The sequence below is a fragment of the Moritella sp. genome, assembly GCF_033791185.1.
Taxonomy (GTDB): Bacteria; Pseudomonadota; Gammaproteobacteria; order Enterobacterales; family Moritellaceae; genus Moritella.
This window is the reverse complement of the sequence record NZ_JASJHF010000227.1, coordinates 1-13818: the sequence shown is the minus strand read 5'-3', so window position 1 is coordinate 13818 and position 13818 is coordinate 1. Positions and strand designations below refer to the sequence as shown.

The following is a 13818-nucleotide window of genomic DNA, read 5'->3' as shown; positions in this document are numbered from 1 at the left end:
ATAACTTTACTCCGTGGGATATAAGCAACGGTCGCTTTACCATCGATAGTAACAAAATGATGTTCGCAGGTGCTGGTTAATGTAATATCACTAACCTTAACCATTTCATCTACTTGCATTTTGTTATCAATTAAAGTGATTTTAGGAAACGACGCATAATCCAAGCCTGAGAATATTTCATTCACATACATTTTGGCAATACGGTGTGGCGTTTCAGCTAAACTATCATCACTTAAATCAAGTTCTAATAGTTTTAGGATCTCGGTAAAATGCGATTCAATGCGTTCTTTTTTCTCTGCGCTTGATAGCCCAGTACCGATCATTGGTGTTTCTAACCCTCGCTCTTCCAAGACTGAACGGACTAATAAAGCTTCTTTACTTAGGCAGGTCATTAATTACTCCACAAACGGATCGACTTTAAAAATAATGCCGCATAATAGCATCTAACAATTGAGAAGATAAACAAATTAGCTGAAATAGCCTTAATTAAGCATTTAATTGTTATAGGTCCTATCGCCAGCCTGCTGAGTTTGTCATAATTAACGATATAACTAAAAAATAACCAACAAGGGTATGTAATGGGATGTTGTGATGTACAAGGGCTAAAACCACTGGATTTAGCTATGCAAGAGATGTTAGCCAATATCGATGCAGTAAAAGAAACACTGACATTAAACTTAGCCGAAGCACTCGATTATATTCTCGCTGAAGACATTTCCTCCCCAATTAATGTCCCTCCTTTTGATAATTCAGCGATGGATGGTTATGCCGTTCGAATCTCGGATCTCACTCAGTCAATGACACTACCACTTGCTGGTAAAGCCTTTGCCGGTCAACCTTTTAATGGTGATTGGCCGCTCGGTACTTGTATCCGTATTATGACTGGCGCTCCGGTTCCAACAGGTTGTGAAGCTGTTATCATGCAAGAAAGAACGCAAGTCGATGGTGACCAAATTACCTTCGAAAATTTACCGCCAATGCATGACAATATTCGTAATGCAGCTGAAGATATTGCCTTAGGTCAAGCGGTGTTAACCAAAGGCCGTCGTCTTACCCCACGAGATATTCCAATGCTAGCGACAATCGGCATTGATAAAGTCACTGTTTATCGCCGTCTAAAAGTGGCTGTATTCTCAACCGGTGATGAACTAAAAAGCTTAGGCCAACCGCTTGAAAATGGTGATATCTACGACAGTAACCGCTATAGCATCAACGCGATGTTGTCTCGTTTGAATTTAGATATTATCGATTTCGGTATCATCCCTGATAACGAAGACTTACTACGCGAAACGTTTATCAAAGCAGATGCAGCGGCAGATGCCGTGATCACATCAGGTGGTGTATCCGTTGGTGAAGCTGATTACACGAAAATATTATTGCAAGAGCTTGGCGAAATTGGTTTTTGGAAATTAGCAATTAAACCCGGTAAACCTTTTGCTTTTGGTACATTACCAAACAGTAAATTCTTTGGATTACCGGGTAACCCAGTATCTGCGACGGTAACCTTCCACCAACTAGTGGTACCTGCATTAGCAAAAATGACTAATCAAGTTTACACACCAACACCACGTTTTAATGCTATTGCCGCAACGAAACTAAAGAAAGCCCCTGGTCGTATGGACTTCCAACGTGCAATTTATAGCATCAATGCTCAAGGACAGCTTGAAGTTGTGTCAACTGGCAGTCAAGGCTCTGGTGTTTTCAGTAGCATGAGTCACTCAAACTGCTATGCGATCCTAGAACAAGACCGTGGCAACGTTGAAGTTGGTGAAACGGTAACGATTGAACCATTTAATGAGATCTTAAATTAATGACCATCCCATCAATGGATGGCAGCTTACCTTCTGAGGATATTTTATCTTCGCAAGAAGAGTTACGCTATAACCGTCAAATTGTCTTACGCCACTTTGATTTTGATGGTCAAGAAGCATTAAAACAAGCCAAGGTATTAATAATCGGTGCAGGCGGTCTTGGTTGTGCAAGCAGTCAATACTTAGCCGCCGCAGGTATGGGTCAGATGACGCTAGTCGATTTTGATCATATTGAATTATCCAATCTACAGCGTCAACTATTACACCGAGATAGCCGGATTGGTGAATTTAAATCCTTGTCAGCTAAGTATGAACTAGAGCAGATAAACCCGCACTGCAAAGTACAAGCGATCACGAAGAAACTGTCTGAAGATGAGTTAGTCGCGCTAATAAAACAGCATGATATTGTGCTTGATTGTACTGATAACGTCGATACACGAGAGCAGATAAACCGTGCTTGTTTCGCGTTACGCACACCGTTAGTATCAGGAGCTGCGATCCGTATGGAAGGCCAAATCAGTGTATTTACCTATACGGATGATGAACCTTGTTATCAATGCCTCAGCCAATTATTCGGTAGTGGCACATTAAGCTGTGTTGAATCTGGCATTATGGCGCCGATGGTGGGCATTATTGGTGCGATGCAGGCAATGGAAGCGATTAAGGTCGTGGCTAATTTTGGTCAACCGATGACAGGGAAAGTATTAATCGTTGACGGTCTTACATTGTCATTCCAACAAATGAAACTACCAAAACTACCGACTTGCACTGTGTGTCATACCCACACGTAGAGTAACAATTAACGACTAGCGCGATGTGCAATTAAATCGCGCTAGCTACTTACCAGGCTCACACCTATTCAAATAACGATTTCAATTACGCCTACTGCTAACCAAAGCTCTCGCTACAAGAAAATGTGGGCGAGATAAGAAACCAATAAACAATACACCAAGTTTGCCACTAAACTCGCCTCTAATCCGACAAACCAGTATAACAATCCTAATGTTGAAGACGTAATAATGGATATCACAACGATAAATAGAATAAGATTTATCGATAAAGTAGCCGTAATAGCTGTCACCAATAAAGCCAACAATACCGACACTATTATTGATGAAACGAAAATGATACTCGTGGTTGATTTAAGCCCCGTCAGCTTGGCATCAAAGGCTGTTAGCCTTGTGATTAATGTTAACAGCGGTAACATGAATACTGACAAGTACAATGTACTAGAAAATACCGCTGTTAATGCAATCAAGATAAAATTTAACGAACTAAATATTTGATGATAATCAAGAAACGCTTGTGGTAAATACGGTTCAGCAATCACAAAAATCAGACTACATAAAATAGCCGTCAACAAACCAAAACAAGCGCCAAATACAAGTGTCACTCGTAATTCAGATAAGAAGCCGGAACCGCCTGTAGTTTGTTGCGATGACGATGACATGTTAGTCGAACAAATAATGCCAAAATAAGCCGTGCAGAAAAACGCTAACAGCCCTACAGCCACTAACGGTGCAATAAAATTATTTGTTAATCCAATTCCTATCGGTAAATTAGAAAACAAAAATGATGCTATGTGTGCTTTTTCAGCGAATACCAGTGCACTTACCGCTAAAAAAGCGCAAGTAAACATCAAGCAGCGTTGTAATGTAGAATAATTATTCAATAAAGCCTCGAATAATGGGATCTGTCTCTTCGATTGTTGTTCGATCATATCTTACTTGCAAAAATGAGTTTAGTGCTTGTCTATTTACAATGTTAACTTTGCATATCCAATTAACACCTAAAAGGTCATAACCACAAATGGGTAATGATATATATTATTACGTATATATCAAGTTTAATTATCCATTTCACTCCTTAAAATCTGGCGACTCCAGCACGATAGCAATAATAGGATAGCTCATACCGCGTTAACAGCCAGCGTAATAATGACCGCAACATTTAGAAAAATCATACTTATTTTTAAAGTTACCGTCTGAATAATAAGGATTTTTATTATTTATAATTCATACCTAAAATTGAAATAAAAGGATGTTTTCAGTAAAAAATAAGGGTAAGATCCGCTTGTAACTTAACTACTCATTAGTAGGTGCATTACAACGTTGCAAGTTGTAATGATATTTAAGTACTTATTGAACCGATAATTTGATAGATAAATAAAGGAATATAAAATGACAGACCTACGCGCTAAATTCGACGCTACAGTAGACCAAGTTCAAAATGGCACTGCAAAGAAAAAGCCTTCACAAGAATTAAAATTAGAATTTTATTCATTATTTAAGCAAGCAACTGAAGGTGATGTTGCAACTAAAAAGCCATCTATCTTTGATATGGTTGGTTTTGCTAAATGGACTGCATGGGATAAATTACGTGGCTTATCTTCAGAACAAGCGATGGAAAAATATATTGCACGTGTAGAAGAAGAAAACGCGGCTTAATAACTCGAAAAAACAGACTTGTTGTCAGTAAATAATTATATTTACTGACAATTTTTAAAGGCAAAACCTACTCAATAAGAAATACACCTTAAATACATAGCGTTTATTTAGTAATGAAATGCTTTACCACTTTCTTTTGGCTAAAAAACCACTGTCTACGAAAACTCTTACTCATTATAATTCCTTACGATTGCTCTCATATAGCCCTACACACTCTATACTCGGTGTACGATTACATTTATTGTGATAATCACTGATAAAGTTTTAATATCAAAACCTTACATACATTCCTTGTGACTAATAGACAACTAAAATAACAATAAATACTAACTTAGCAATCATTACAGACTCAACTAAATTCAAAAATTCGATCACCATATAAATTGGCTGTCATATGAACTGATATTGAATAAAATAGCAGTTATGACGGCTAAAAAGACAGCAAACAAGCCTGTGGCATATTGATTTTACTAATGAAAACAACAATTTTATAAAAATAATGTGTGAGTGTATTGCTATGAGTCTTTAACCATGTATAATTCGTCTTAAGAAATTAGGCTAGTTTATATCGGTAGAATGAACTTTAGTTAATACTTGTATTGATTATTGTTTTGTATTGTTTATATAAGTTACACCCTGGTTTTTTAACAATTTTTTTAATAATATATATATACAGGGTTTTTTAATATGTCTAATACAGTAATCGGTAAAGTAAAATTCTTCAACGAAGCTAAAGGCTTCGGTTTCATCGAACAAGAAAATGGCCCAGATGTATTCGTACATTTCAGCTCTATCTTAGTTGATGGCTTCAAAGTACTTACTGACGGTCAAAAAGTTGAGTTCACAGTAGGCCAAGGCCAAAAAGGTCCACAAGCTGAGAACGTTAAACCTCTTTAATAGTTTACTATTAATCGGTTAAACAGATATCAAAAAAGGTGAACTTAGTTCACCTTTTTTATTACCTAAAATTTATGAGTACTTATACGCATTTATAGTTAGGTAATAAAAAAGCCAATGAGTTACCTCATTGGCTTTTTTTATACGTACTATTAGCGCTTAGACTATTTTGCTATCACTTCTAATTGCTTCTCTCTCGAGTTAATACTTTCTGTTAAGCTTTTCAATACTCCGTTACTGATATTAAAGATCCAGCCATGAATAGATAACTCAGCACCATTACGCCAAGCACCCTTTACAACGGTCGTATTACACACGTTTCGAACTTGCTCTACCACGTTTAATTCACACATCCGGTCGATTTTATCGTCGCCACTAACATCTTTTAAATCGTCCATATGAAAGCGCTCTACATCTTTAATGTGACGTAACCAATTATCAATTAAACCATGCTGTCCATGTCCCATAGCGGCTTTAACGCCACCACAGCCGTAATGGCCACATACAATAATATGCTTCACTTTAAGTACTTCAACAGCGTACTGAATCACTGACAAACAATTTAAGTCGGTGTGCACAACAACATTAGCAATATTGCGGTGTACAAACACCTCGCCAGGGGGTAGTGCCATGATCTGGTTTGCAGGTACGCGGCTATCAGAACAGCCGATCCATAAATAGTCAGGTGTTTGTTGTTTAGAAAGTTGTTCAAAAAAGTCAGGAAACTGTTCATTAATCTGTTCTGACCATGCGCGATTACGTTCAAATATCGATTTAATAGTACTCAAGACTACGCTCTCTGATTAGGATAACTACATTCTTAACCCTTAAACTATCGCGTTTGAATAATATATTCAACTGATATATAAGCAATATTCGAATATCAGCAACTGGACTTATGAGTGTAACAATTAGGCAGGGGGCTATATAAGGTAGATATAAGAAAGCACCCAATCAAGGGTGCTTTAAGATTTGAATCACAAGGTTAGCGCTAAATTATTTCGCTATTTCATCTTTGCTAGATAGACATGATTTCAGCATGAAGAAACCAATGACACCAGAGAGCAGTGAACCTAAGATAATACCAAGGCGCTCATCAAATAATAAGTTAGTGCCAGTCTCTTCGAAAGCCAATGAACCAATAAACAAGCTCATGGTGAAACCAACACCACACAGAATGGCCGTACTATATAAAGAACACCAATCCATACCTTTTGGCATTTGTGCAATTTTACATTTAATTGCTAACCAACACAGACCAAAGATACCAACTTGTTTACCCAAGAATAAGCCTAACGCAATACCCATAGGGACAGGATGTAAGATTTGATCTAGACCCACACCAGATAGATTAATACCCGCGTTGGCAAACGCAAAGATAGGCAGGATAACAAAGGCAACTACAAAGTGTAATCCGTGCTCCATCGTCTTCAGTGGCGAATGTGATTTATCTTTTGATTGCATTGGAATAAACAGTGCAAGGATAACACCCGCTAATGTCGCATGAACGCCCGATTTCAACATCGCCACCCACATCACAATACCAACGAGGATATACAATGCTTTCGAATCAACATTACGCTTATTTAAATAAGCTAACACAGGAATACAAAGCGCCGCAACGATAAGTGCAGATATTGAAATCTTCGATGTATAGAAGAAGGCAATAATCAAAATCGCACCGATATCATCAAAAATAGCGAGTGAGGTTAAGAAAATTTTCAAACTAACTGGTACTCGTGAGCCCAGTAAGCTCAAAATACCTAATGCAAATGCAATATCTGTTGCAGCAGGAATAGCCCAACCACTCAAGGCAGCTGGATCATCGATATTGAAATAAACATAAATAAGCGCGGGGAACAACATACCACCGATAGCGCCAACGCCCGGTAAAATAATGTTACGCGGATCAGATAACTCCCCTTCGACTAATTCTCGTTTTAATTCAAGTCCGACTAAAAAGAAGAATACAGCCATTAAGCCATCATTAATCCAAAGTAATAATGGTTTTGCAATCTCTAAACCGCCGAGCTTGATCTCGACTGGCACTTCTAAAAATAATGCATATAGTCCTTGTAAAGGACTATTAGCTAAAATCATAGCTAACACAGCCGAGAACATTAAAGTAATGCCACCTGCCGATTCTAGTTTAAAGAAACTAGATAAAAATGATTCTTGTGTTTTGTTCATACTTTTCCTTATACATACATATTCATCTATACACAGTAGCTCAATACAATATAACGCTAGTCCATTACACCGAATATAGAGTGAAGATATGTCAGTATTATCAAATTATATAAATTAAAGAATAACTATATTTAATGCTATTAAGGTGGTCATCCACCTTTCCCGCTAGATTCGACATAATATGACACATAACAATAATAAATCACACATATAAATATCAAAATAAGTTCAAAAAAATAACCATAAAGAGCTAGTTACTATCTTGAAAACAGTTAAAAACTCTATACTAAATATATAAACACAAAGAATGTAAATATAAAGCCCTCAGAAAGGCGCCTAAAAGGCTATTTAAGAGGAGATCTAAATGTAACTCAAACTAATATCGGCTGAATTTAAAATATCCGCCACATGAGCCATTTAGATTAATATTATGCGGAATTAAAAATCACTGCTGCGTATGAAAAACAAGCAGCTGAACAAAAAAAGACCTGTCAGTATCAACTAACAGGTCTTTGAGCCTAAGCTCATTGAGTCAAAACCGTTTGGTTTATGCCCTAGTTATTAATTAACCTTGCAGCACCCGCATCTAAATACCACTCGGTTTTACCCTGCTTTGCTGTTACTTGAGCAGCGGGATAAGCCAATGCAGCGTCATCATTATCATGAATTTGCTTAATGACTTGTGCTTTACCCTCACCCATAACTACATAACTAATGCGTTTTGCGTTAGCTAAAAGTCGTGCTGTTTTTGAAATTCGGAATTCTCCGGATTCAGGATGTTGAGCAATAATGCTAATGTTTTGATCATCATAATCAGTTTGCCCTGGGAATAATGATGCTGTATGACCATCAGTTCCCATGCCAAGCAAGATCCAATCAAAACATGGCATTCCATTACTGGCTGGTATATTTGCCTGCATCTCTTGTGCAAAACGAACAACTTCTTTTTCTGGTGCGTCTTCGCCTAAAATACGGTGAATGTTCTCAGTCGGTAATGCAACTTGAGAGAACAATAACGCGTTAGCTTCGCCAAAGTTACTTGCTGCATCATCAGGGGCAACACAACGTTCATCGCCCCACCAAAAATGTAAATTGGCCCATGTAATACTCGTTGCAAATGGTGCTTGTGCCAACACTTTAAATAAAAGCTTTGGTGTGCTGCCACCTGATAACGAAATATGTACAGGTTTATCTTGTTTACTGTATTCAACAAGTGAATTAGCTAATGACTCAACTACCTGTTCTGGTGTTTCAAAAGTACGATAATCCATTATGACTCCACGCTACTATTAGTTTATGAGTTAATAACTTAGTTAATATCTAGTTTATGACTTCTTCGCTCGAAAAACGCCATTCACGGCCATCTTTCTCTAGCATTTCATCCGCTTTATTCGGCCCCCAGCTACCACACTTATAACCAAATAAAGATTTAGCTTCTTTTTTATAGTCTAAGATTGGCTGCACGAACTCCCAGCATGCTTTTACTGCATCAGAACGTGCAAATAAAGTCGCATCGCCTTTCATACAATCAAGCAATAAACGCTCATAAGCCGTTAATAGGTTATTTTCTTCTAAACTATTATAGTCAAAACTCATTGATACTTGCTGAGCGGTAAAGCCCGCACCGGGTTTTTTCAAACCGAAGTCCATCTGAATTGATTCGTTTGGTTGGATACGCAAAATCAGTTTATTTTCTGGCGCATTCTGACCAAAGATTGGGTGTGGTGTCTTCTTAAAATGGACCACAATTTCAGTCAAACGTTCTGGCATACGCTTACCAGTACGCACATAGAAAGGTACACCGTTCCAACGCCAGTTGTCGATCATCATCTTCATACCCACGTAGGTTGGAGTACGAGAATCTTCATCAACGTCTTTTTCACTACGGTAACCAGGCATCTCTTCACCATTAACAATACTTTTAGTGTATTGGCCTAGTACGAGGTTATCGCGTAAGTCTTGCTCTTCAAGTGGACGTAAGCTTTGGATCACTTTAACCACTTCGTTACGCATCGCATCTGCGTTGATAACCGCTGGCGGCTCCATCGCCACAAGAGCAAGCACTTGAAGTAAATGATTTTGTAGCATATCGCGTACTGCGCCAGAATGGTCGTAATAACCACCACGCTGTTCAACGCCTAAGCTTTCAGCAGCGGTAATTTCAACATAATCGACAAAACTACGATTCCACAGCGGCTCAAATAAACCGTTAGAGAAACGATATACTAATAAATTCTGTACTGTTTCTTTACCTAGGTAATGATCGATACGGTAAACTTGACGCTCACGGAAACAAGTATGTAAATGCTCATCTAACTCGTTTGCAGAAGCAAGATCATAACCAAACGGTTTCTCAACGATTAATCGTTTCCAGCCATTACGATCTTTGTTTAATTTATGTTTAGCTAAATTAGCAGAAATTGCCGCGTATAAGCTAGGCGGTGTGGCCATATAGTAAATAGCATTACCAACCGTATTATGTTTCTCAGATAACGTTTCTAAGCGTTCTTTAAAAGCAACATAACTGTCTGGGTCGGTCATATTCATTGAGATATAGTACAAATGCTTACTGAAATCTTCAGCTTGTTGCAGAGTAATACCTTCACTTAGGATTAAATCATTAGTTACTTTTTCACGGAATGAATCGTCCGTGAATGCAGTTTTACTCGCACCCAAAATAGAAAAATCTTCAGGTAACAGTTCATTGACATAAAGGTGATAAAGCGCGGGGAGTAGCTTTCGTTTTGTCAAATCACCCGAAGCACCAAAAATGACAATACTGTTATTCTCAGGTTTTACCATGGTTTAATTTCCTAAAGATTTTATCGAAAAGATTAGAATATATGGCGCTAGTACGTTTATGTTATGCATAGATAACAAACTAGGCGCGGCATTATCACTCAAAATGACCGAAAACTAAAATGGTTTTATCAATATATTTAACCGATACCACTAAATAGGTACTTGATTGAAAGTGTATTGGTAATTTAATGGGAAATCACTTTCGAATGAAACAAGAAAACGAAAGTTTAGAAAGTAAGTCTAGTTAATAAAATATTAACATCTGTATGAATTACCAGCGAAAAGTGAGGCGATTATTCACTCGAGGCAATCGCCGACCAATTTAATGTCAACGGTAGTGATTATCTCATTATGGTAATGAGCAATATATGCTAACGCACAATCTGTCGATTCAAGCTTATTCATTTTAACCCAACTCTGTTTAGGGCTTTCATTTTTACAGGTATACATACCATCGCTCGAGGTAACAGCGACACCTTCGACAAGGGGACCAGATGTTAACCCGAGGATATGACAAATTTCAGAGGGGTGTAGCAGCTTTCCGGAAACCAGATAGTGCTGTCTGACGTCATATTGAACATACGTCTTACCGTTTATTACCTGCTTACGTGATGCTATATTTGATGCTGTTTTCAAGGTATCAACGGCGTTTGTGAGCTTTCCACGTAAGTCTGTAAGCACCGCGACTTTAGCTTCGCGATGTGTTTTGGTATATTCCGGTATCGCAAACATAGCTAAGATTGACAGCACCACAATAACGAATGTTAGTTCCAGCAATGAAAAGCCCATTTTTTCATTCATTAAATTTAGTACCTTAAATTTGCTCAGTAAACTCGCACGAATACTAACATATCTGAGATATATACAAGACTAATAATATAATCATTTTAATGTATATAGCGTGATGATTTGATACAGTAAAACAAAGTAAGATGGTTTCCCCTCAATATCTTAAATGTTTTATGTCGGAGTCTATAAATGCAACCTACTCGCCCAGCTATTTTCTACTCATTTCGACGTTGCCCATACGCAATGCGGGCACGACTCGCAGTTTGTTACAGCCAAGTGGAAGTCGAATTAAGAGAAGTGGTATTAAAAGACAAGCCAACGAGCTTGCTCGCTTATTCACCGAAAGGGACAGTACCGGTTTTAGTAACTCAAGATAAACAGATCATCGATGAAAGCCGCGATATTATGCACTGGGCGTTATCACAACATGATAGTGATGATTGGCTGCGTCAAAATCAGCCTAATTTACAAAAACAAATAAGCTCATTGATCGATGAAAATGATAACGAATTTAAAGCTATTTTAGACAAATATAAATATGCCGTTCGCCACCCCGCGTTTACAGAAGCTGAATACCGTGAACAAGGCTGTCATTTTCTTCATCAATTAGAATTACTACTCACTTTACACCGAAATCTGGTGAGTGAAGATATTAGTCTAGCCGATATTGCTATTTTTCCCTTCATCCGTCAGTTTGCCAGTGTTGATAAGGTTTGGTTCGAGCAATCGCCTTACCCTAAATTACGCACTTGGTTAGCACGACACACAAGCTCTGCGCTATTTACTGATATTATGTATAAATACCCACAATGGTCTGCGGGTGATAAAGCCGTTTATTTTAATTCTGCGAACTGAGAATGCTAAAAAGCCAGACCTACATGCGTAGTCTGGCTTGATATTTAACTTCAGTATTGTTTATTGCGTATTAGTCATTTCGATTGCAATACGTATAATAACTCTATGCTTTTAACATGCGGCGAGCGGCATCAACAACAACTTTAATAGACCTTGTTTCAACAAGCTTCATTGACGCTTCGTCAGGGATCTCTTTTTGAGTACGGTTAATGATAACACCAGCAACACAACCTGCTTTTAGGCCTTGGCTTGCACACATAGTAAAGAGTGTGGCAGATTCCATTTCAAAGTTAAGCACACCCATGTCTTGCCATTCTTGCATCGAACCTTGGAAACGGCGTGTTACACGACCCGAGAATGTATCGTAGCGTTCTTGACCAGGGTAGAAAGTATCACTTGATGCAGTAACGCCCATGTGCACTTTAATACCTTCAGCATCGACAGCCGCTTTCATTTCTGTTGCAACAGCAAAATCAGCCACTGCAGGGTATTCCATCGGCGCAAAGTGCGAACTTGCACCATCAAGACGTACAGAAGCAGTTGTGACAATCATATCGCCAACATTAATGTGCTCTTGAATTGCACCAGTTGTACCAACTCTTAAAAATGTCGTTACACCTAGTTGCGCAAGCTCTTCAACAGCAATCGAAGTCGATGGACCACCAATACCTGTTGAACACACTACAACCTTCTTACCTTCTAAATCAGCTAAATAAACCGTGTATTCACGATGACTTGCTAAAAATTTTGGATTTTCCATTTGCTGTGCGATCTTTTCGACACGCGCAGGATCACCCGGAATAATAGCCAATTCGGCACCTTGTAAATCTGATTTATTGATACCAAGATGAAAAACATTTGCAGTAGTCATAGCATATTCCTTAAAACCGGAGAGAACCGTCATTATAAATATCAGTATTAAAAATGGCGGTAAATATTAAAAAACAATCATAATGCAGCAGGCTTGCCTATAAAGTGATAATACTCACATGTTTCATATATAACCTAATTATATTTCATTCATGGTCACATCTGTAAGCAATACTTGCCTGCATTTGCATGAATTCCATTAAACGTTTCAATAAATACTATTAGAACGCTTCATTTACATTAAAATAGAACCCAGAATCACCATTACCAAATCCCATGTCTAAGCGTAGATTAACTTTGGGCTTAACTTCAAATCGGTAACCCACGCCCGCGGTTGGTAATATTTCATCTGTTGATAGCTTACCAATGTCATCTGCAAGTCCACCAGCCCCGCCCCAAAATACCATGCCATGACGGCCGGGTAGATTTAAACGATATTCAACTTGCGCCAATAACATTTGTTCATCTCGATAGCGTCCCGAGTTATAACCGCGTAATAACCCAGCACCACCGAGTGCCGAAAGCTGATCCCATGGTACATCCCCTTGGGTAAAGCGGCCATGAACTTGCCAAGCTAAGACATCCCCGCTCTCACCAATGCTCAGGTACTCACTATATAATAACGATTGAACATTAAAATCAGTTTGACTACCAAACTCTTGGCGATACCACTGCGAATCAAGTTCGACAAGACGTCCGGAACTGGGGCTCAGCACGCTATCACGACTATCGTAGTTGATTAATAAGTTAACCCCGACACTACGACTACTTTCCAGCAGCATACTGCTATCGACTGTCGATTCTAAGCTATCAATATCATTGGCTGAACTATAGTTAAAATCCATGCCAATACCAATAAAGCTTTGCGCGGAAATACGTTTACGTAACGAAGGTGCCAATGACAATTGCTGATTATCAAATGTCACCTTGTTGCCGTCCTGCCTATTTTCATCATAACCACGGCCATAATATACTTCAGGTGCATCAGCGATAACCGCATCAACATAAAAGCGTAATCTATCTTGCTGTAAAAACGTTTTGTTTTCGACAGCAACTCCCAATGCGCCATTAGCGGAAGCAAAGCCGTTAATAATTAATGACGATAGTTGACTTACCTTATCATTTTTATCTACCTGATAAAGCCCTATTGCCGAAAC

Annotated in this window: 14 protein-coding genes; 5 read left to right on the top strand and 9 right to left on the bottom strand. The window is 38.4% G+C overall.

The window, feature by feature from the left end:
* Window positions 1-392: GTP cyclohydrolase I FolE (folE, locus tag QNK26_RS13495; protein WP_319223798.1), on the bottom strand; the 392-nt coding region annotated here is incomplete at its 3' end.
* Window positions 393-578: 186 nt separating this feature from the next.
* On the opposite strand from folE, the gene moeA reads away from it, so the two are divergent.
* Window positions 579-1811, top strand: a complete 1233-nt coding sequence (moeA, locus tag QNK26_RS13490) for a molybdopterin molybdotransferase MoeA (RefSeq protein WP_319223796.1) — start codon at window positions 579-581, stop codon at window positions 1809-1811.
* Window positions 1811-2602 (top strand): molybdopterin-synthase adenylyltransferase MoeB, encoded by a 792-nt coding sequence (gene moeB, locus QNK26_RS13485; RefSeq protein WP_319223794.1) that lies wholly within the window; start codon window positions 1811-1813, stop codon window positions 2600-2602. Before moeA ends, moeB begins: the two co-directional genes overlap by 1 nt.
* A gap of 113 nt (window positions 2603-2715) precedes the next feature.
* Here moeB and QNK26_RS13480 read toward each other — a convergent pair whose 3' ends face one another.
* On the bottom strand, window positions 2716-3531 hold the full coding sequence (locus tag QNK26_RS13480) for a hypothetical protein (RefSeq protein ID WP_319223792.1): 816 nt from the start codon (window positions 3529-3531) through the stop codon (window positions 2716-2718).
* Between the two features lie 460 nt (window positions 3532-3991).
* Between QNK26_RS13480 and QNK26_RS13475 the strand changes: the two genes are divergently transcribed.
* Window positions 3992-4258: an acyl-CoA-binding protein gene (locus QNK26_RS13475; protein ID WP_319223789.1), complete on the top strand. Its 267-nt coding sequence runs from the start codon at window positions 3992-3994 to the stop codon at window positions 4256-4258.
* Window positions 4259-4945: 687 nt separating this feature from the next.
* Entirely contained in the window at window positions 4946-5155 is a 210-nt protein-coding gene (locus QNK26_RS13470) for a cold-shock protein (RefSeq protein ID WP_006030497.1), read from the top strand.
* A 164-nt stretch (window positions 5156-5319) separates the two neighbouring features.
* Here the strand turns inward: QNK26_RS13470 and can are convergent, their stop codons facing one another.
* The 5 genes from can to QNK26_RS13445 form a co-directional block, all read right to left on the bottom strand.
* Window positions 5320-5943 carry a carbonate dehydratase gene (can, locus tag QNK26_RS13465; RefSeq protein WP_319223778.1) on the bottom strand — a complete coding sequence of 208 codons (624 nt, stop codon included), beginning with the start codon at window positions 5941-5943 and terminating at the stop codon, window positions 5320-5322.
* 208 nt (window positions 5944-6151) lie between these two features.
* The gene (gene nhaA / locus QNK26_RS13460; RefSeq protein WP_319223776.1) at window positions 6152-7345 is read right to left on the bottom strand and encodes a Na+/H+ antiporter NhaA; all 1194 of its coding nucleotides are present in this window, start codon (window positions 7343-7345) and stop codon (window positions 6152-6154) included.
* 554 nt (window positions 7346-7899) lie between these two features.
* Window positions 7900-8616 (bottom strand): 6-phosphogluconolactonase, encoded by a 717-nt coding sequence (gene pgl, locus QNK26_RS13455; protein WP_319223774.1) that lies wholly within the window; start codon window positions 8614-8616, stop codon window positions 7900-7902.
* Between the two features lie 49 nt (window positions 8617-8665).
* Window positions 8666-10147, bottom strand: coding sequence for a glucose-6-phosphate dehydrogenase (gene zwf / locus QNK26_RS13450; protein ID WP_319223772.1), 1482 nt, complete (start codon window positions 10145-10147; stop codon window positions 8666-8668).
* Window positions 10148-10444: 297 nt separating this feature from the next.
* Window positions 10445-10948, bottom strand: coding sequence for a prepilin-type N-terminal cleavage/methylation domain-containing protein (locus QNK26_RS13445; protein WP_319223771.1), 504 nt, complete (start codon window positions 10946-10948; stop codon window positions 10445-10447).
* Between the two features lie 177 nt (window positions 10949-11125).
* Here QNK26_RS13445 and QNK26_RS13440 point away from each other — a divergent pair, with 177 nt between their 5' ends.
* The gene (locus QNK26_RS13440) at window positions 11126-11791 is read left to right on the top strand and encodes a glutathione S-transferase (RefSeq protein WP_319223769.1); all 666 of its coding nucleotides are present in this window, start codon (window positions 11126-11128) and stop codon (window positions 11789-11791) included.
* Between the two features lie 103 nt (window positions 11792-11894).
* On the opposite strand, the gene udp is transcribed toward QNK26_RS13440, so the two are convergent.
* Window positions 11895-12662 (bottom strand): uridine phosphorylase, encoded by a 768-nt coding sequence (udp, locus tag QNK26_RS13435; RefSeq protein WP_319223766.1) that lies wholly within the window; start codon window positions 12660-12662, stop codon window positions 11895-11897.
* 220 nt (window positions 12663-12882) lie between these two features.
* On the bottom strand, window positions 12883-13818 hold a 936-nt coding region (locus tag QNK26_RS13430; RefSeq protein ID WP_319223764.1), incomplete at its 5' end, for a BamA/TamA family outer membrane protein.